Consider the following 16,594-nt stretch of genomic DNA (forward strand, 5'->3'; position numbering starts at 1 on the left):
AGTCCGCCGTCAGTGCCGCCCCAGGAACCCCATGACCGCCTCGTTGAAGGCGTCGGCTTGCTCCAGGTTCGACAGGTGGGCGGCGTGCTTCAGGATGACCAGCTCCGAGCCGGCGATGCGCTGGTGAATCGTCTCGGCCATCGGCACGGTGGTGGCCGGATCTTCCGCGCCCACGACGATCAGCGTCGGGATCCTGATCGCCGAGATCCGGTCGGTCAGGTTGAGCTTGGCGATGGCCTGGCAACAGGCGATGTACCCGTCGGGCGGCGTCGTGCGCACCATGGAGCGGACGGCATCCGCCAGCGCCGGCCGGGTCTTCACCGTGTCAGCGGTGAGGAAGCGCGCCACCGTGGCCTCGACCAGGGCTTCCATGCCTCCGCCGGCCTTGATGGCGTCGATGCGCTGCTGCCAGAGCGCGGGATCGCCTAGCGGGTCCCGGCTGGTCGTGTCGCAGAGCACGAGCGTGCGCAGCACGTCGGGCTTCCGCAAGGCCATCGTCATGCCGGTCATGCCGCCCATGGAGAGCCCGACGAAGTGGGTCTGGGTGATCCCCAGCGCGTCGAGCAGGCCCAGCACGTCGTCGGCCAGGAGCTCGAAGCTGTAGGGCCCTGGCGCGACGTCCGTCTCCCCATGGCCGCGCTTGTCGTAGCGAAGGACGCGATACTTCTGCGTGAACGCCTGGATCTGGGGATCCCACATGCGATGGGTCGTGGCCAGGGAGTTGCTCATCGTGACCCAGGGTGCGCTCTCCGGGCCGTCGATCCGGTAGTTGATCTGGATGCCGTTGGCCTTGATCTTCATGGGCTCTCCTCGCTGGTGTGCCGGTCAGTCGCGTTCATAGCACGGCGGCGATCCCTGCGGCAATGCGCCGGACCGGCAGCGGCGCTCAGCCTTTGTCGCCCGCGCCCCGCGGATAGCAGCGCGCCAGCCATTCGGGCACCCCGCCCGCCGCAACCAGCCGGACCGGGATGCCAACGCGGTCGAGGAGACTGGCCGCCATCGAGGCGCGGTGACCGCTGGCGCACGTCGTCCACACTTCCCTGTCCGCTGGAATCTCCGCCAGCCGGGCCGGAAGGTCGCCGAGATGGATGCGAAGGCTGCCGGGAACATACCCGGCCTCCCATTCCACCGGCTGCCGCACGTCGAGCACCCGGATCGGCTGGCCGGCCAGGTACGCGTGGCAGAGATCATCGATGCTGGCGGTCGGAAACGAGCGGATCGCCCGCCGCTCGGACTGCCACGCCTCGAGCCCCCCGGCGGCGTAGCCGACGATGCGCTCGTAGCCGATGCGAATGAGCTGGGTGACCGCTTCGGCCAGCGCCTCCGGGACGGGATCGGGCAACAGCAGCAGGAGCCGCGCGTTGAACGGCGTGAGCCAGCCGACGTAGGTTCCGAAGGTGGAGTCGAGCTCGATGTTGACCGACCCGGGCACGTGGGCGGCGGCGAAGGCCCGGCGGTCGCGAGCGTCGATGAGCCAGGCGCCGTCCTCCAGGCGGCGGGCGACGTCGGCCGGCCCCAGCGCCGGCACGGTGGGCAGACGGCCCAGCACCGGCGGCCCGGCGCGATTGATCGCGGCCATGTGCGCGTAGTAGGCGGGGTAGGCCCGGAGCCCGGCGAGCTGCTGGCGGACGAAGCTCTCCTCGTCACGCGTGGATAGCGCAGGATTCGAGCGGAGCTCGGCGCCGATGGTGCTGGTCCGCTCCATGGAGCCCACGCTCGTGGTACAGAAGCTGCCTGCCCCATGTGTGGGCAGCAGTTGCACGTCCCGGGGCAGCTCGGCCAGGCGCCGGAGGGAGCGGAACTGGGCCCGCGTCAGCTCGTCGGCCACGCCCGGACCGAGCAGATCCGTCCGGCCCGCGCTCCCCACGATGAGGCTTCCGCCGCCGAACACGGCGACGGGATCGCGACGGCCGTCCTCGTACACGAGCCAGGCGAGGTGCTCGGGGGTGTGGCCGGGCGTCTCCCAGGCCACGACCCGGAGCGCGCCGATGCGGACCTCTTCGCCTTCGGTCATGGCGCGGTGAGGAAATTCGTACTTGCCCCTGGCGGGGGCCGCGATCTCGGCCCCCGCGGCCGACCGGAGCTCCAGGGCGCCAGAGACGTAGTCGTTGTGCACGTGGGTCTCGAGGACGTAGCGGACCCGCAGCTTGCGCGCCTCGGCGGCGGCCAGGAAGCGCCAGGCGTCGCGCTGGGGATCCACCACGACCGCCTCGCCGGCGGCAATGAGCAGATAGCTGTTGTCGCCGAGCCCCGGGGTCACGAACAGCTCGTACTCCATCGCCGCTCTCCTTGCTCACACGTGGTTGCGCAGCATCAGCTCCTTGGGGTGCGGATGCAAATAGACCTGAGTCGCCAGATAGGCGATGTCGAAGCGGCGCCCGTGATGCCTGACCAGGGTGACGGGTACGACCAGCGGCACCAGCCCGCGCCGGTAGTCGTCGATGACTTCCCCGAGCTCCGCTCGCTCGTCCGGGTCCAGGTCGCGCTTGAAATAGCCGGCCAGATGCTGCAGCACGTTGGCGTGGCGGCCGCGGGTGGCGCGCACCGCCAGCGCCTGCATGAGGAGCCGGCCGTATTCCTCGAGCCGCTCGCGCGGGAGCGCGCGGCCCGCTGCCGCCACCAGGCGGCCCAGACGCACGTAGTGGGCCGGGCTGTGGGCGAGCACCGCGAATTTCTGGGCGGTGTGGAAGGCCACGAGGTCGCGGGTCCGCGGGCGAGCTGCCGTGAAGGTCCGCCACCGCGCCACCGCGAACACGCGCTCGATGAAGTTCTCGCGGATGCCGGCATCGGTCAGCCGTCCTTCCTCCTCGACGGGCAGCATCGGCAGCCGCTCGACGAGCGCCGCGGCGAACAGGCCCCGGCCGTCGGCGCGGGGCCCGCCGTCCTCCCGGTAGACCCGGACGCGGAAAAGCCCGCAGGAGGGCGAGGCGCGCTTGAGGACGTACCCGTCCAGCTCCAGCCGCTCCAGCTCGCGCACCCGCCCCTCGGCGTAGGCGCGCATGCGCTCCGTGAGGTCTGCCCCCGAGGCCTCCTGCACGAGTCGCGGCGCGGCCGGACGCCCGACGAGACGCAGCGTGGGCCGCGGGACGCCGAGCCCGACCTCGACCTCGGGGCACACCGGCACCCACTCGACGTAGTGGCCGAGCACGTCGGTGAGGAAGCTGTCTCGCTTGTGCCCGCCGTCATAGCGGACGGTTTCGCCCAGCAGGCACGCCGACACGCCCAGGCGAATTCGCGTCGCGCCCATGGCTGCACCTTACTCCCTCGAGCAGGCGGAGGCGAATGCCCGGCGCTCATGCGCGGGTACAATGGCGGCGCATGGGCGTCTCCGCCGTCGAGCTCCAGCAGGTCGGCAAGGTCTATCGAGAGGGCGACGCCGAGCGGGTCGTGCTGCGGGACGTGTCGGTCGTCATTCGTCCCGGCGAGATCGCCGTCGTCCTCGGCCGCAGCGGCTCGGGCAAGTCCACGCTGCTCAACCTGATCGCCGGCATCGACCGGCCGACGTCGGGCCGGGTGCTCGTCGGCGGCACCGATTTGACCGCGCTCGACGAGCAGCAGCGCACCCTCTTCCGCCGCCGCCACATCGGCTTCGTCTTTCAGTTCTTCAACCTGATCCCTCTGCTCACGGTCGAGGAGAACCTGACCCTGCCCCTCGACCTCAACGACCGCGCCGACGCCAAGGGCGTGGAGCGGGTCCGCGCGCTGCTCGAGCGGGTGGGCCTGCCCGATCGCGGCGGGAGCTATCCCGATCGCCTGAGCGGCGGCGAGCAGCAGCGCGTGGCCATCGCCCGCGCCCTGAGCCACGAGCCCGCGCTGATTCTCGCGGACGAGCCCACGGGCAACCTGGACGCCGAGACGGCGGCGGGCGTGCTGGACCTGCTGGACATGCTGGCCCGCGAATCGGGCAGCACGGTGGTGATGGTCACCCACAGCCGCGAGGTCATCGGCGTCGCCGACCGCATCTTCACCATCCAGCGCGGGCAGCTGCTCGAGCAGGCCGCCGACCGGCGGCCGGGATGACGCGCCAGATCGCCCGCCTCATCGGCCGGCATCTGGGGCGCCACCCCTGGCAGATCGGCCTGGCCGTGCTGGGCATCGCGCTCGGCGTGGCGGTGGCCGTGTCGGTCGACCTCGCCAACGAGAGCACCCGGCGCGCCTTCATCCTGGCCACCGAGGCCACCACCGGCCGCGCCACCCATCAGATCGTCGGCGGCCCATCGGGCGTGCCGGAAGATGTCTATCGCGCCCTGCGCGTCGAGCTGGGCGCGCGGCCCAGCGCCCCTGTCGTCGCCGGCGACGTGGCCGCTGTCGACTACCCGGGCCGTGCCTTGCACGTGCTGGGCGTCGATCCATTCGCCGAGGCGCCCTTTCGCCCGTACCTGGGGGAGGGCGCGCGGGAGTCCCGCGGCGCCCGTGAGCGGCTGTCCCTCGTCGCCGGGCTGGTGACGCGGCCGGGCGCGGCGGTCATGGCGGCGCCCACCGCCCGCGATCTGGGGTTGTCGGTCGGCGGCACCCTCGCCGTTCGCGTGGCCGGCCATCGGCATCGCCTCACTGTGGTGGGCCTGCTGGATCCCGTCGATCGGCTCAGCGCCCGCGCCCTCGAGAGCGTGCTGATCACCGACATCGCCACCGCGCAGGAGATGTTCGGCGCCGCCGGCCACCTCAGCCGCATCGACCTGATCGTCGAGGACGACGACGCCGGCCGGGCTCTGCTGGCGCGCATCCGGGCCCTCTTGCCTGCCGGCGCCGAGGTCGTGGCCGCCGGGGCCCGCGCCGGGACGACCGCGCAGATGATCCAGGCGTTTCAGTGGAACCTCACCGCGCTGTCGCTCCTGGCGCTGGTCGTCGGCATGTTTCTGATCTACCAGACGATGACGTTCTCGGTGGTCCAGCGCCGGCCTCTCATCGGCACCCTGCGGGCGCTCGGCATGACCCGGCGGGAGATCTTCGGGCTGGTGATGACGGAGGCGCTGGCGATCGGTGTGGCCGGCACTCTGGCCGGCCTCGCCCTCGGCGTCGGCATGGCCCACGGGCTCCTGCGTCTGGTCACCCGCACGGTCAACGATCTGTATTTCGTCCTGGCGGTCCGTGACGTCGCGCTCGACCCGAGCTCGCTCGCCCGGGGCATTCTGCTCGGCATCGGCGCCACGGCCCTCGCCGCCCTGGCGCCGGCCGTGGAGGCGACGGGCGCGCCGCCGCGGGCGGTGATGAGCCGGGCCGCCCTCGAGACGCGGGCCCGCCGAGCGCTCGGGCGCGCGCCCTGGCTCGGACTCGGCCTCATCGGGGCCGGCGCGGCCGTGCTGGCCTGGCCCCGAGGAGGGATCGCCGGCGGCTTCGCCGGCCTGTTTCTGGTGGTGGTCGGCTACGCGCTCCTCACGCCGGGCGCCGCGGTCTTAATGTTGCGAGGCCTGCAGCCCGCCGCGGCGGCCGGCTTCGGGATGCTCGGCCGGCTCGCCACCCGCGGCATCGTCGCGGCGCTCTCGCGCACCTCGGTGGCCGTGGCGGCGCTGACGGTCGCGGTCGCCGCGGCCATCGGCGTGGGAGTGATGGTGGCGAGCTTCCGCGAGGCGGTGACCCGCTGGCTGGACGGCACGCTGCACGCCGACATCTACGTCTCGGCGCCCAGCCTGGTCGGCAATCGTCCGGACGCCGTGCTGGATCCCGCGCTGGCCGCGCGCCTGGCCGCCACCCCCGGGGTCGGGCGCGTGAGCACCTCTCGCGGCGTGCTGGTCCCGGGCCCGCGGGGGCCCGTGCGGCTCGTGGCCCTGGAGCTGGACCCGGCGCGCCGGCCGCGCTGGCGCCTGCGCGAGGGAAGCGCAGACGCCCTCTGGGGGAGCGATACCGACTCGGTGCTGGTCTCCGAGCCTTACGCCAACCGTCACGGCACCCGGGTCGGCAGCGAGGTGCGCCTGCGCACGGACCGGGGCGAGCGCGACTTCGCCGTGGCCGGCGTCTTCTACGATTACGGCTCCAGCGCCGGGGTGGTCCTCATGAGCCGCCTGACCTACGAGCGGTACTGGGACGACAGGAAGATCTCGAGCCTCGCCATCGACGTGGCGCCCGGAGCGAGCGCGGAGGCCGTGATGCAGGCGCTGCGTGAGCGGACGGCCGGCGGGCCGGACGTCATCGTCCGATCCAATCGCGCGTTACGCGAGGCCTCGCTGGAGATTTTCGACCGCACCTTCGCCATCACCGGTGTCGTCCGGACCCTCACGATCGCGGTGGCCTTCATCGGTATGCTCGCCGCGCTCATGGCCCTGCAGCTCGAGCGCGGCCGCGAGATCGGCGTGCTGCGCGCGCTGGGCCTGACCCCGCGCGAGGTCTGGGGCCTCGTCACCGCCCAGACGGGCCTGATGGGCGCCCTCGCCGGAGTCCTCGCCGTGCCCTGCGGCCTGGCCCTCGCCGGCGTGCTGGTCTTCGTGATCAACCGCCGCTCCTTCGGATGGACGATGCCGCTCGATCCCTCGCCGGCGATTCTGCTCCAGGCCGTGGCGCTGTCGATCGCCGCCGCCCTCTTGGCCGGGCTGTACCCGGCGTGGCGGATGGCCACCGCCCTACCCGCAGATGCGCTGCGCGATGAGTGAGCGGCCGAGGGGCCTGTGAGCGGGCGCGCCACCGCGGCCCTCGTGACCGCGCTCGTCCTGGGGGCCGGCGCGCTCGCCGCCGCCGCATGGCTGGGGGGGGGCGATGGTGGAGCCCGCGGCATTCGCGCGACGATGGCGGTGCGCGAAGCGCTGGGCGGCGACGACGCCGGCTTCGCCCGTGCCCTGGTGCCGCGGCCATTCGCGTTTCCCCAGGATCACGGCCCTCACCCGGACTACCGCACCGAATGGTGGTACTACACAGGGAATCTGCAGACACCGGTCGGACGGCACTTCGGCTTTCAGCTCACGTTTTTCAGGAATGCGCTGACTGCCGGGCCCGACGGCGCCGCGGCCGGTCGCCCCTCGGCCTGGGCCGCGCGCCAGCTCTACCTCGCCCACTTCGCGCTCACGGACACGGCGGGCGCGCGCTTTCACACCGCCAGCCGGCTGACGCGTCAGGCCCTGGGGCTGGCCGGCGCCCAGGCCTCGCCGTTTCGGGTGTGGGTGGAGGACTGGTCCGCCGAGGGGCAGGCTCCCGGCGGGCTGCCGATGCGGCTGCGCGCGGCCGACGGCGACGTGGCCATCGACCTGCTGCTCGCTGCGGACAAACGGCCGGTACCTCAGGGCGACCAGGGACTCAGCCGCAAGGGCCCGGAGCCCGGCAACGCGTCCTATTACTACTCCATCACGAGGATGACGGTGCGCGGCACCGTTCGCCGGGGCGGCGAGACGCTGGCGGTGTCGGGCCAGGCCTGGATGGACCGGGAGTGGAGCACGAGCGCCCTCGGCCGGGACCTGGTCGGCTGGGACTGGTTCGCGCTGCAGCTGGAGGACCGGCGCGAGCTCATGTTCTACGTCCTGCGTCGCCGGGACGGCGCGCCCGGCGCGTTCAGCGCGGGCAGCATCGTCGCCGCGGATGGCGGCACGCGGCCCCTGGCAGGCGGCGACGTCGCCATCGAGGCGCTCGCGCACTGGACCAGTCCGCGCAGCGGCGTCCGCTATCCAGCCCGCTGGCGGGTCACCGTGCCCGCCTCCGGCCTGCGTCTGGAGCTGGCTCCGCGGCTGGCCGACCAGGAGCTGATCGTGGGCACGCGGTACTGGGAGGGCGCGGTGACGGTCGCGGGATTGGCGGGTGACCGGCCCATCGCGGGGCAGGGCTACGTCGAGCTCGTCGGGTACGGCGAGTGACAACCGGGGCTACGTCCGCGGGGCGATCCTCCAGAGCTGTCCGTTCGCCTCGTCGGTGACGACGTACAGCGCGCCGTCTGGGCCCTGCCGCACGTCGCGCACGCGCTGGCCGCGGTCGGCGAGCAGGTGCTCCTCGCCGATGACCCTGCCGTTCTCGAGCACGAGGCGCACGAGCGCGGTATCGACGAGGCTGCCCGTGAAGAGACTGCCGCGCCAGCCCGGGAACGCGTCGCCCGTGTAGAACTGCGCGCCGGACGGCGCGATCACCGGATCCCAGTAGTAGCGCGGCTGCTCGTAGCCGGGACGGGCCGTGACCGCGCCCCGGATGGAGAAGCCCGAGTACTCCTCGCCATAGGCCACCAGCGGCCAGCCGTAGTTCTTGCCGCGCTCGATCAGGTTGAGCTCGTCGCCGCCCTTCGCCCCGTGCTCCACCACCCAGAATCGCCCCTGCGGATCGAAGGCCGTGGCTTGCACGTTCCGGTGCCCGAGCGTCCAGATCTCCGGTCGGACACCGGTCTGCCCCACGAACGGGTTGTCGGGGGGAGCCGAGCCGTCCGGCTTGATTCTGAGGATCTTGCCCAGGTGGCTGTCGAGCTGCTGCGCGTACTTCCGCATCGGCGTGTCCGAGCGCTCGCCCGTCGAGATGTAGAGCATGCCGTCGGGGCCGAAGGCCACCCGGGAGCCGTAGTGCTTGGTGCCGTCGTAGGTCGGCAGCGCCCGGAAGATCACCCGAACGTCGTCGAGGCTGCGCTGGTCGGGTGAGAGGGCCCCGCGGGCGACGGCGGTGCCGTTACCGCCTTGCCGCGGCTCGGCGTAGCTCCAGTAGATCGTCCGGTCGGACTCGAAGGTGGGGCTCAACGTGACGTCGAGCAACCCGCCTTGGCCGCGCGCGTCGACGGGCGGCACGCCGGCGATCGGCGGCCCCAGCTCGCCCGTCGACGAGACGACGCGAAGGCGACCGGGCTTCTCGGTGACCAGGAGAGCACCGTCAGGCAGCGGCTCCACCGCCCACGGCCGCTGCAGCCCTTTGGCCACCACGGCCACGTCGAACCGGACGCTGGACTGGACGGCGCAGGCTCGGGTCTGGCCGGGAAACGCCGGCCGCTGGTCGGGCGCGTTGGGCTCGCGCGTCTCCAGCGGGGCGCAGCCGGCGCGGCCAGCCCCGCTTCCGTCGGGGGCTTGAGACCACACAGTGGCCGCCACCGCAACCCCGGCGACCGCTACCGTCGTCACGAACGCGACACGCGGTGTCCGCATGCTCCCTCCTTCACGCGCGCTGGGACCTCAGGTCGCACCGGTTCGCAAACCGCATGCCATGGAGATGTGCTAGACATAGACCGCGATGCCTCTCGACCGGATCGAAGACAAGACCTTCCTGGCGCTGTTGATCGCGGTATCGCTGATCTTCGCCTGGATCCTCTGGCCGTTCGCCGTCGCCATCCTCTGGGCCACCATCGTGGCGATTCTCTTCGCGCCGCTCAACCGACGGCTGACCGCCGCCATGCGGCAGCGGCAGACCCTGGCGGCGCTCGCCACGCTGGCGATCATCGTGGTGATGGTCATTCTGCCATTGACGCTCATCACCGCCTCCCTGGTGGAGGAGGCGGCTAACGTGTACGTGAGAATCCAGTCGGGGGAGCTGAACTTCGGCCAGTATTTCCGGCAGGTCGTCGAGGCCTTGCCCCCCTGGGCCGACGAGCTGTTGACCCGCTCGGGATTGACGACCCTCGGCGCGCTGCAGGAGCGGCTCTCCGCTGGCCTGATGCGGGCCAGCCAGTTCCTGGCCACCCAGGCCGTCGGCATCGGCCAGCGCACCTTCGACTTCATCGTCAACCTGTTCGTCATGCTGTACCTGCTGTTCTTCCTGTTGCGCGATGGCGAAGCGCTGGTTAGCCGCATCAAGGACGCCACCCCCCTGCGGGCCGAGCAGCAGCGCCAGCTCGCCGACAAGTTCGCGGTCGTCATCCGGGCCACGATCAAGGGCAGCATCGTGGTGGCCGTCCTGCAAGGCGCGCTGGGCGGCCTGATGTTCTGGCTGCTCGGCATCCGCGCCCCGCTGCTGTGGGGGGTCCTGATGGCCGCGCTCTCGCTGCTCCCCGCGGTGGGACCAGCCCTGGTGTGGTTGCCGGTCGCCCTGTACTTGTTCGTCACGGGGTCGGTGTGGCAAGGGATCGTGCTGACCGCCTACGGCGTGCTCGTGATCGGACTGGTGGACAATGTCGTGCGCCCGCTCATGGTCGGCACGGACACCAAGATCCCCGACTACGTGGTGCTGGTCTCCACCCTGGGCGGCATCGCGCTGTTCGGCATCAACGGCTTCGTCATCGGGCCCCTGATCGCGGCGATCTTCATCGCCGCCTGGGACATCTTCGCCGCCGCCCGGTCGAACCCCGGCGACCGACGGTAACGCCGGCGCTGCTGCCCCTTCGATCAGGCCTTGACGGGCACCGGCCGGGTCTCTAGCGCCGGAGCAGGCGGCAGCCCGGTCACCTCGAGGATCTCCTGCTCGTTGAGCGTCTCGCGCGCCACCAGCGCCTCGGCCAGCGCGTCGAGCTCCTTGCGATGCGCGCTCAGCAGACGCCGGGCCTCCTCGTAGCTCTCGTTGATGATGCGGAGGACCTCGGCGTCGACGGCGGCCGCGGTGGCCTCGCTGAACGGCCGGGCGGCGCCGTAACCGGCGGGGCCGCTCAAGTAGGGGTTGTCCCGCGGCGCCAGTTGTACCAGCCCGAGCCGCTCACTCATTCCCCAGCGCGTGACCATGCGGCGGGCCAGGCCGGTGGCTTGCTCGATATCGCTCTCGGCCCCGGTGGTCTTGGTGCCGTAGACGATCTCTTCGGCCGCCCGGCCGCCCAGCATGCCCACGATCCGCGCCCGCAGATACGCTTCGGGATAGTTATAGCGGTCGCTGTCGGGGCGCTGGTAAGTCAAGCCGAGCGCCTGGCCGCGCGGGACGATGGTCACCCGGTGCACCGGATCGGCGCCGGGCATCACCAGGCCCAGGATGGCGTGCCCACCCTCGTGATAGGCGATGCGCTCCTTGTCGGCGCGAGTCAAGAGCAGCGGACGCTCGGGACCGAGCACGATCTTTTCCAGAGCGTCCAGGAAGTCCTTGTGCCGGACGTCGCTCTGCTCGCGGCGCGCCGCCAGCAGCGCCGCCTCGTTGACCAGGTTCCTCAGATCCGCTCCCGAGAACCCCGGCGTCACCGCGGCGAGCTCCTCCAGATCGGCCTCAGCGGCCAGCGGTACCCGGCGGGTGTGGACCTTCAGGATCGCGGCGCGCCCGGTCTTGTCGGGAAGGTTCACGACCACGCGCCGATCGAAGCGCCCGGGCCGCAGGAGCGCCTTGTCGAGCACGTCGGGCTGGTTGGTCGCGGCCAGCACGATGATGCCCTCCCGGCTGGAAAAGCCGTCCATCTCGGTGAGGATCTGGTTCAGGGTCTGCTCCTGCTCGTTGGTGCCCCCGATCGCCACCTGGCCCCGCGCGCGGCCGATGGCGTCCAGCTCGTCGATGAACACGATGGCCGGCGCGTTCTCCCGCGCCTGCTTGAACAGGTCGCGGACCCGAGCCGCGCCCACCCCCACGATCATCTCCACGAACTCCGCGGCACTCATCGAGAAGAACGGCACCCCCGCCTCCCCCGCCACCGCCCGGGCCAGCAGCGTCTTGCCGGTGCCGGGCGCGCCCACCAGCAAGACCCCTTTGGGAGCGGTGCCGCCGAGCCGGGTGTACTTCTGGGGGTTCTTGAGGAACTCCACGATCTCCACGAGCTCGTTCTCGGCTTCGTCGATGCCGGCCACGTCGTCGAAGGTCACTTTCGTGTCCTTCTCCTGGTCGTAGCGCCGCGCTCGGCTCTTGCCGATGCCCATGAGCCCGCCGCCCAGGCCGCCGCCCTGCTGGGCCCGCCGGAACATCCACACGTAGAAGGCGATGAAGAGCAGGGCCGGCCCGAACCCGTAGAGCAGCGTCGCCAGGGGGCCGCGGCCCTCCTGGATCGGCTTGGCGCTGATCTCCACCTGGTGCTCGACGAGGAACGCTTCCAGCCCCGGGTCCACGAACGACGGCACAGTCGTCGTGAACGCCGTCACCGCCTGGGACGCCTCCTGCTCGGCGCCGCGCTGGGCGGGGGCCGGCCGGCCACTGCGGGACGCGGCGCTCGAATCGTCCCTCGGCGCATAGGTGACCGGGGTCTTGAAGCGGCCGGTGATGGTGTCGGCGCGGCTGTAGATGGCCTGGACGTTGCCCTTGGCGACTTCCTGCTTGAACAAGGTATAGGGCACGGTGACCGGCGCGTCGGGATCCGGCAAGAGCATGGTCACCAGGAAGTAGTTGACGATCAGGGCGAGCACGAACCAGAGCCACGTCTTGCGCGGAGGCATCGTCGCCTGTCGGGTGGACGGGGGGCGCCCGGGCCCGTCGCCCGGCTCGGCTCGGCCGGCCGCACCAGCGCTACTCTGGCGATGTTTCGGTTGGCCTATCCAGCTCATGGTCGTCTCCCCATTCGCGTCGGGACCGCGCGGGCACGCGGCGTTCCAGGTCCACTCCCGGATCGGGCGCCAGCTCCGGCCGCCCGGGTCAGCGTTGCCACAGGATCTCGGGCGCCTCGAGCGGGATTGCGGCGATCGGATGCCACGGGACCAGACGGGGCGTGTAGTGGGCGAGCGGACGCGTCGCCGGAAGCTTCACCGAGTACTCATAACCCGGCGCGGGGCCTTCGAGCGCCCGCCCCCGTTCCATGACGTGCCGCTCGGGCTCGCCGTGGTCGATCGGGTCGGCGTACAGCTCGACCCGCACCGCGTCGGCATCGAGGCCGCCCAGGCGGACCTCCACGGTCACACGATGCGCGGCGCCGTCAGTTTCCGCGGTCATGGCCCCGAAGCGCGCCTGGGGCCAGTGCGCGGCGAGCGCCTGCCGCCACGCGCTCAGCTCCCTCCCGCGCCGGCCGCCGTCGGCGGCGCGGGCGCGGTACGCGGCCGCCGCCGGCACGTAGTAGCGCTCCGTGTACTCCCGCACGACCCGGTTGGTCGAGAATCTCGGCGTGAGCCGCGTCATGCTCGCGCGCATCCTGGCGATCCAGCCGGTCGGCATCCCGAGGGCGTCCCGCGTGTAGAAGGCGGGGATCACCTCGCGCTCCAGGAGGGTATAGAGCGCCCGGGCCTCGGCGGCGTCCCAGGCGGGGTCGTCGCCATGCTCCTGGCCGTCCCCGAGCGCCCACCCGACATCCGGTGCATACGCCTCCGCCCACCAGCCGTCGAGCTCCGACAGGTTGAGGCCGCCGTTGACGAGGACCTTCATGCCGCTGGTGCCGCTCGCCTCCCACGGCCGCCGCGGCGTATTGAGCCACAGATCGGCCCCCTGCACGAGCCGCTCGGCCAGGAGCAGGTCGTAATCCGGGAAGAAGATCACGCGCCCGCGCACCTCGGGCCGACGCATGAAGGCGATCCAGGCCTTGATCATCTCCTGACCGGCCTCATCGGCGGGATGAGCCTTGCCGGCGAGGACGAGCTGCACCGGACGGTCACGATCGGTCAGGATCCGGATCAGTCGGTCCCGGTCGTGGAGCAGCAAGGCGGGACGCTTGTACGTGGCGAAGCGCCGGGCCCACCCGATGGTGAGCGCGTCCGGGTTCAAGCACTGGCCCATCACGGCGGCTTCGTCCGGGTCCATGCCCATGGAGGCCGCCTGCAGGGCCGCGCGCTCGCGGGCATAGGTGACGAAGCTCTTCCGGGCGCGGGCCCGCATGGCCCACAGCTCGGCGTCGGCGACGCAGGCCAGATCCTGCTCGACGGTGGCCATGGTGCCACGCCAGCGCTCGAGTCCACAGCTCTTCGTCCACAGCGCATCGGCCTCGACGGAGTCCCAGGAGGGCGTGTGCACGCCGTTGGTGACGTGCCCGATCGGGATCTCGGGCTCGGGCCAGCGGGGAAAGCACGATCGAAAGAGGCGACGGCTCACCTGCCCGTGCAAGCGACTGACGCCATTGATCGCGCCGCTGCCCCGGATCGCGAGATACGCCATGTTGAACGGCTCGTTCGGGTTCTCCGGATGCTCACGGCCGAGCGCCAGCAGGTCATGAAGGCCGAGCCCCAGGCCATCCTCGGCGTACCGGCGCAGGTAGAGATCGATCAGGCGGGGGGCGAAGCGGTCGAACCCGGCGGCGACCGGGGTGTGGGTAGTGAACAGGTTTCCCGCGCGCGTGACCGTCAACGCCACCGCGAAGGAGCACCGGTTGTCCTCCATGAAGCTCCGGGCCCGCTCCAGCACGGCGAAGGCCGCGTGGCCCTCGTTCAGGTGGCAGACCTCGGGCTCGAGGCGGAGCGCGCGCAGCAGGCGCCAGCCGGCGATGCCCAGGACGAGCTCCTGTCGGAGGCGGAGCTCCGGGCCGCCGCCGTAGAGCTCGCTGGCGATGCCGCGCGCGGCCGGCGGATTGGCGGGATCGTTGCTGTCGAGCAGGTAGAGCGCGAGCCGACCGACCTGCACCTGCCAGGCGCGGAACCAGAGCTTTCGACCCGGCAGCTCGATCGGGATGCGGATCCACTCGCCGCTGTCATTCCGCACCGGGCTGATGGGGAGCTGGGCGGGCTCGTTGTACGGATAGAGCTCTTCCTGGCTGCCGTCCGGGCCGATGGCCTGCCGGAAGTACCCGCGCTGATACAGCAGACCGACGGCGACGACGGGGACGCCTAGATCGCTGGCCGCCTTGAGCTGATCCCCGGCCACGTTGCCCAGCCCGCCGGAGTAGATGGGCAGGGCCTCGCTGAGCTCGAACTCCATGCAGAAGTACGCCACCCGCGTGAGCGGCGAGCCCGGGTGGTTGTGCTGGAACCAGGCGGGCGAGGCCAGATACTCGCGTCGCTCGGCGAGCAGCCGCGTCACCCGCGTCCGATACTCGGGGCGCGCCAGCACGCGCCGCAGCTTGCTCCGCGACACCGTCTGCAGCACCACCCAGGGATTGTGGGTCAGCGCCCAGAGCTCGGGATCGAGCTCGGTCCACAGCTCGTCGGTCCCGTGGTGCCAGGCCCAGCGCACGTTCAGCGTGAGCTCGGCGAGCGCGTCGACCGCGATGTCGGCCTCGGTCATGCCTGGCCTCGCCGCCGGCCCTGGCCCGCGAAGACGGCCTGAATCGCCGCCTGCGCCTCCTCCTGGATCCGGCGCAGGTGGTCCTCCCCCTTGAAGCTCTCCGCGTAGAGCTTGTAGACCGCCTCGGTCCCGGACGGCCGCGCGGCGCACCAGCCGTGCTCGGTGACGATCTTGACGCCCCCGATCGGCTGGCCGCCATCGGGCGCCGCCGTCAGCACGGCCTGGATCGGCTCGCCGGCGAGCTCGGTCAGTCCGAGGGTCTCGGCGGTCAACTCCTGGAGCACGGCCTTCTCCTCGGGCGAGGCCGGGGCGTCGATCCGCTCGTAGGCTGGCTCGCCCAGCTCGCGCGTCAGATCCCGGTAGTGCTCGGCGGGATCTCGGCCGGTCCTGGCCGTGATCTCCGCCGCCAGCAACCCCATGAGCAGGCCGTCCTTGTCGGTGGCCCACACCGAGCCGTCCCGAGCCAGGAACGAGGCGCCGGCGCTCTCCTCCCCCGCGAAGCCGAGCGTGCCGTCCAGCAGCCCGTGGACGAAGTACTTGAAGCCGACGGGGACCTCGACCAGGCGCCGGCCCAGCCGCGCGGCCACGCGATCGATCATGCTGCTGCTCACGATGGTCTTGCCGACCGCGGCCGTCGGTGGCCACCCCGGGCGATGCCGAAACAGATACCAGATGGCCGCGGCCAGATAGTGGTTGGGAGGGAGCAGCCCCCGACCTCGGGTCACGATGCCGTGCCGGTCCGCGTCGGGATCGGCGGCGAAGGCCACGTCGAACCGGTCGCGGAGCCCGATCAACCGGGCCATCGCGTACGGCGACGAGGGATCCATGCGGATCTTTCCATCCCAGTCCACCGTCATGAAGCGGAACGTGGGATCGACGTCCGGGTTCACGACGTCGAGAGAAACGCCGTAACGCCCGCCGATCGCCTCCCAGAAGCCGACGCTGGCACCGCCCAGCGGATCGACCCCGAACCGCAGCTTCGTCCCCCGCAGCACGTCCGTGTCGATCACCGTTGACAGCGCGCCGACGTACGACTCGACGTAATCGAAGGGATGGATCGTGCCCGCCCGCCGGACCTGCTCGTACGGGACGCGCCGGACGGCGTGCAGCCCCTCAGCGAGCAGCACGTTGGCCCGCTTCTCGATCCAGCGGGTGACGTCCGTGTCGGCCGGCCCGCCCGATGGCGGGTCGTACTTGAAGCCGCCGTACTCGGGCGGGTTGTGCGAGGGCGTGATCACGATCCCGTCGGCGAGCCCCTGCCCGCGGCCCCGGTTGTAGGCCAGGATCGCCTGCGAGATCGCCGGCGTGGGCGTGAACCGGCCGTGCGCGTCCTGCATGACGTCGACCTCGTTGGCGGCCAGGACCTCGAGCGCCGCCACCCGCGCCGGCTCGGACAGGGCGTGCGTGTCCCAGCCCAAAAAGAGCGGTCCGTCGACGCCGTGCTCCCGTCGGTAGTAACAGATCGCCTGCGTGATGGCCAGGATGTGGCCTTCGTTGAAGCCCAGGTCCAGCGAGGTTCCGCGATGGCCCGACGTGCCGAAGGCCACACGCTGAGCGGGCACCGACGGGTCGGGCCGCTCCGTGTAGAAGGCCGTCACCAGCCTGGGCACGTTCACCAGGAGGGAGGCTGGCGCCGGATGTCCCGCCATCGGGTGGACCTTCATGTCGTTTCGCCCATCTCAGGACCGATCACGAGGGGATCGAGCTTGCCATTGTACGCCTCCGTCCACTCGCGCGGACCTCG

At 71.5% G+C, this 16,594-nt stretch carries 11 protein-coding genes; 4 read left to right on the plus strand and 7 right to left on the minus strand.

The window, feature by feature from the left end:
* Nucleotides 1-9: 9 nt before the first annotated feature.
* From pcaD to VFR64_13110, 3 genes are all read right to left on the minus strand, one after another.
* The gene (gene pcaD / locus VFR64_13100; GenBank protein ID HET9490678.1) at nt 10-801 is read right to left on the minus strand and encodes a 3-oxoadipate enol-lactonase; all 792 of its coding nucleotides are present in this window, start codon (nt 799-801) and stop codon (nt 10-12) included.
* Nucleotides 802-886: 85 nt separating this feature from the next.
* Nucleotides 887-2,278, minus strand: a complete 1,392-nt coding sequence (locus VFR64_13105; protein HET9490679.1) for a rhodanese-like domain-containing protein — start codon at nt 2,276-2,278, stop codon at nt 887-889.
* Between the two features lie 15 nt (nt 2,279-2,293).
* Nucleotides 2,294-3,247, minus strand: coding sequence for a DUF523 and DUF1722 domain-containing protein (locus VFR64_13110; protein HET9490680.1), 954 nt, complete (start codon nt 3,245-3,247; stop codon nt 2,294-2,296).
* A 71-nt stretch (nt 3,248-3,318) separates the two neighbouring features.
* On the opposite strand from VFR64_13110, the gene VFR64_13115 reads away from it, so the two are divergent.
* The 3 genes from VFR64_13115 to VFR64_13125 are packed head-to-tail and all read left to right on the plus strand — an operon-like array spanning nt 3,319 to nt 7,772.
* Nucleotides 3,319-4,020, plus strand: a complete 702-nt coding sequence (locus VFR64_13115; protein ID HET9490681.1) for an ABC transporter ATP-binding protein — start codon at nt 3,319-3,321, stop codon at nt 4,018-4,020.
* A complete protein-coding gene (locus tag VFR64_13120; GenBank protein ID HET9490682.1) occupies nt 4,017-6,584 on the plus strand; it encodes an FtsX-like permease family protein in 2,568 nt (855 codons plus the stop codon). Before VFR64_13115 ends, VFR64_13120 begins: the two co-directional genes overlap by 4 nt.
* A 15-nt stretch (nt 6,585-6,599) precedes the next feature.
* Nucleotides 6,600-7,772, plus strand: a complete 1,173-nt coding sequence (locus tag VFR64_13125; GenBank protein ID HET9490683.1) for a lipocalin-like domain-containing protein — start codon at nt 6,600-6,602, stop codon at nt 7,770-7,772.
* A gap of 9 nt (nt 7,773-7,781) precedes the next feature.
* On the opposite strand, the gene VFR64_13130 is transcribed toward VFR64_13125, so the two are convergent.
* Nucleotides 7,782-9,029: a PQQ-dependent sugar dehydrogenase gene (locus tag VFR64_13130; GenBank protein ID HET9490684.1), complete on the minus strand. Its 1,248-nt coding sequence runs from the start codon at nt 9,027-9,029 to the stop codon at nt 7,782-7,784.
* A gap of 85 nt (nt 9,030-9,114) precedes the next feature.
* On the opposite strand from VFR64_13130, the gene VFR64_13135 reads away from it, so the two are divergent.
* A complete protein-coding gene (locus VFR64_13135) occupies nt 9,115-10,179 on the plus strand; it encodes an AI-2E family transporter (GenBank protein HET9490685.1) in 1,065 nt (354 codons plus the stop codon).
* A gap of 23 nt (nt 10,180-10,202) precedes the next feature.
* On the opposite strand, the gene ftsH is transcribed toward VFR64_13135, so the two are convergent.
* From ftsH to pgm, 3 genes are all read right to left on the minus strand, one after another.
* Nucleotides 10,203-12,149 (minus strand): ATP-dependent zinc metalloprotease FtsH, encoded by a 1,947-nt coding sequence (gene ftsH, locus VFR64_13140; protein HET9490686.1) that lies wholly within the window; start codon nt 12,147-12,149, stop codon nt 10,203-10,205.
* 196 nt (nt 12,150-12,345) lie between these two features.
* The gene (glgP, locus tag VFR64_13145) at nt 12,346-14,850 is read right to left on the minus strand and encodes an alpha-glucan family phosphorylase (GenBank protein ID HET9490687.1); all 2,505 of its coding nucleotides are present in this window, start codon (nt 14,848-14,850) and stop codon (nt 12,346-12,348) included.
* Entirely contained in the window at nt 14,847-16,514 is a 1,668-nt protein-coding gene (gene pgm, locus VFR64_13150; protein ID HET9490688.1) for a phosphoglucomutase (alpha-D-glucose-1,6-bisphosphate-dependent), read from the minus strand. The genes glgP and pgm overlap by 4 nt, the downstream gene beginning before the upstream one ends.
* Nucleotides 16,515-16,594: the final 80 nt, after the last annotated feature.

The organism is Candidatus Methylomirabilota bacterium (genome assembly GCA_035709005.1).
GTDB lineage: Bacteria > Methylomirabilota > Methylomirabilia > Rokubacteriales > CSP1-6 > 40CM-4-69-5.

Bases quoted from the DNA above. Each gene is read 5' to 3' on its own strand.
- pcaD (HET9490678.1), bottom strand. From the start codon at position 801: ATGAAGATCAAGGCCAACGGCATCCAGATCAACTACCGGATCGACGGC.
- VFR64_13105 (HET9490679.1), bottom strand. From the start codon at position 2,278: ATGGAGTACGAGCTGTTCGTGACCCCGGGGCTCGGCGACAACAGCTAT.
- VFR64_13110 (HET9490680.1), bottom strand. From the start codon at position 3,247: ATGGGCGCGACGCGAATTCGCCTGGGCGTGTCGGCGTGCCTGCTGGGC.
- VFR64_13115 (HET9490681.1), top strand. From the start codon at position 3,319: ATGGGCGTCTCCGCCGTCGAGCTCCAGCAGGTCGGCAAGGTCTATCGA.
- VFR64_13120 (HET9490682.1), top strand. From the start codon at position 4,017: ATGACGCGCCAGATCGCCCGCCTCATCGGCCGGCATCTGGGGCGCCAC.
- VFR64_13130 (HET9490684.1), bottom strand. From the start codon at position 9,029: ATGCGGACACCGCGTGTCGCGTTCGTGACGACGGTAGCGGTCGCCGGG.
- VFR64_13135 (HET9490685.1), top strand. From the start codon at position 9,115: ATGCCTCTCGACCGGATCGAAGACAAGACCTTCCTGGCGCTGTTGATC.
- ftsH (HET9490686.1), bottom strand. From the start codon at position 12,149: ATGCCTCCGCGCAAGACGTGGCTCTGGTTCGTGCTCGCCCTGATCGTC.
- glgP (HET9490687.1), bottom strand. From the start codon at position 14,850: ATGACCGAGGCCGACATCGCGGTCGACGCGCTCGCCGAGCTCACGCTG.
- pgm (HET9490688.1), bottom strand. From the start codon at position 16,514: ATGAAGGTCCACCCGATGGCGGGACATCCGGCGCCAGCCTCCCTCCTG.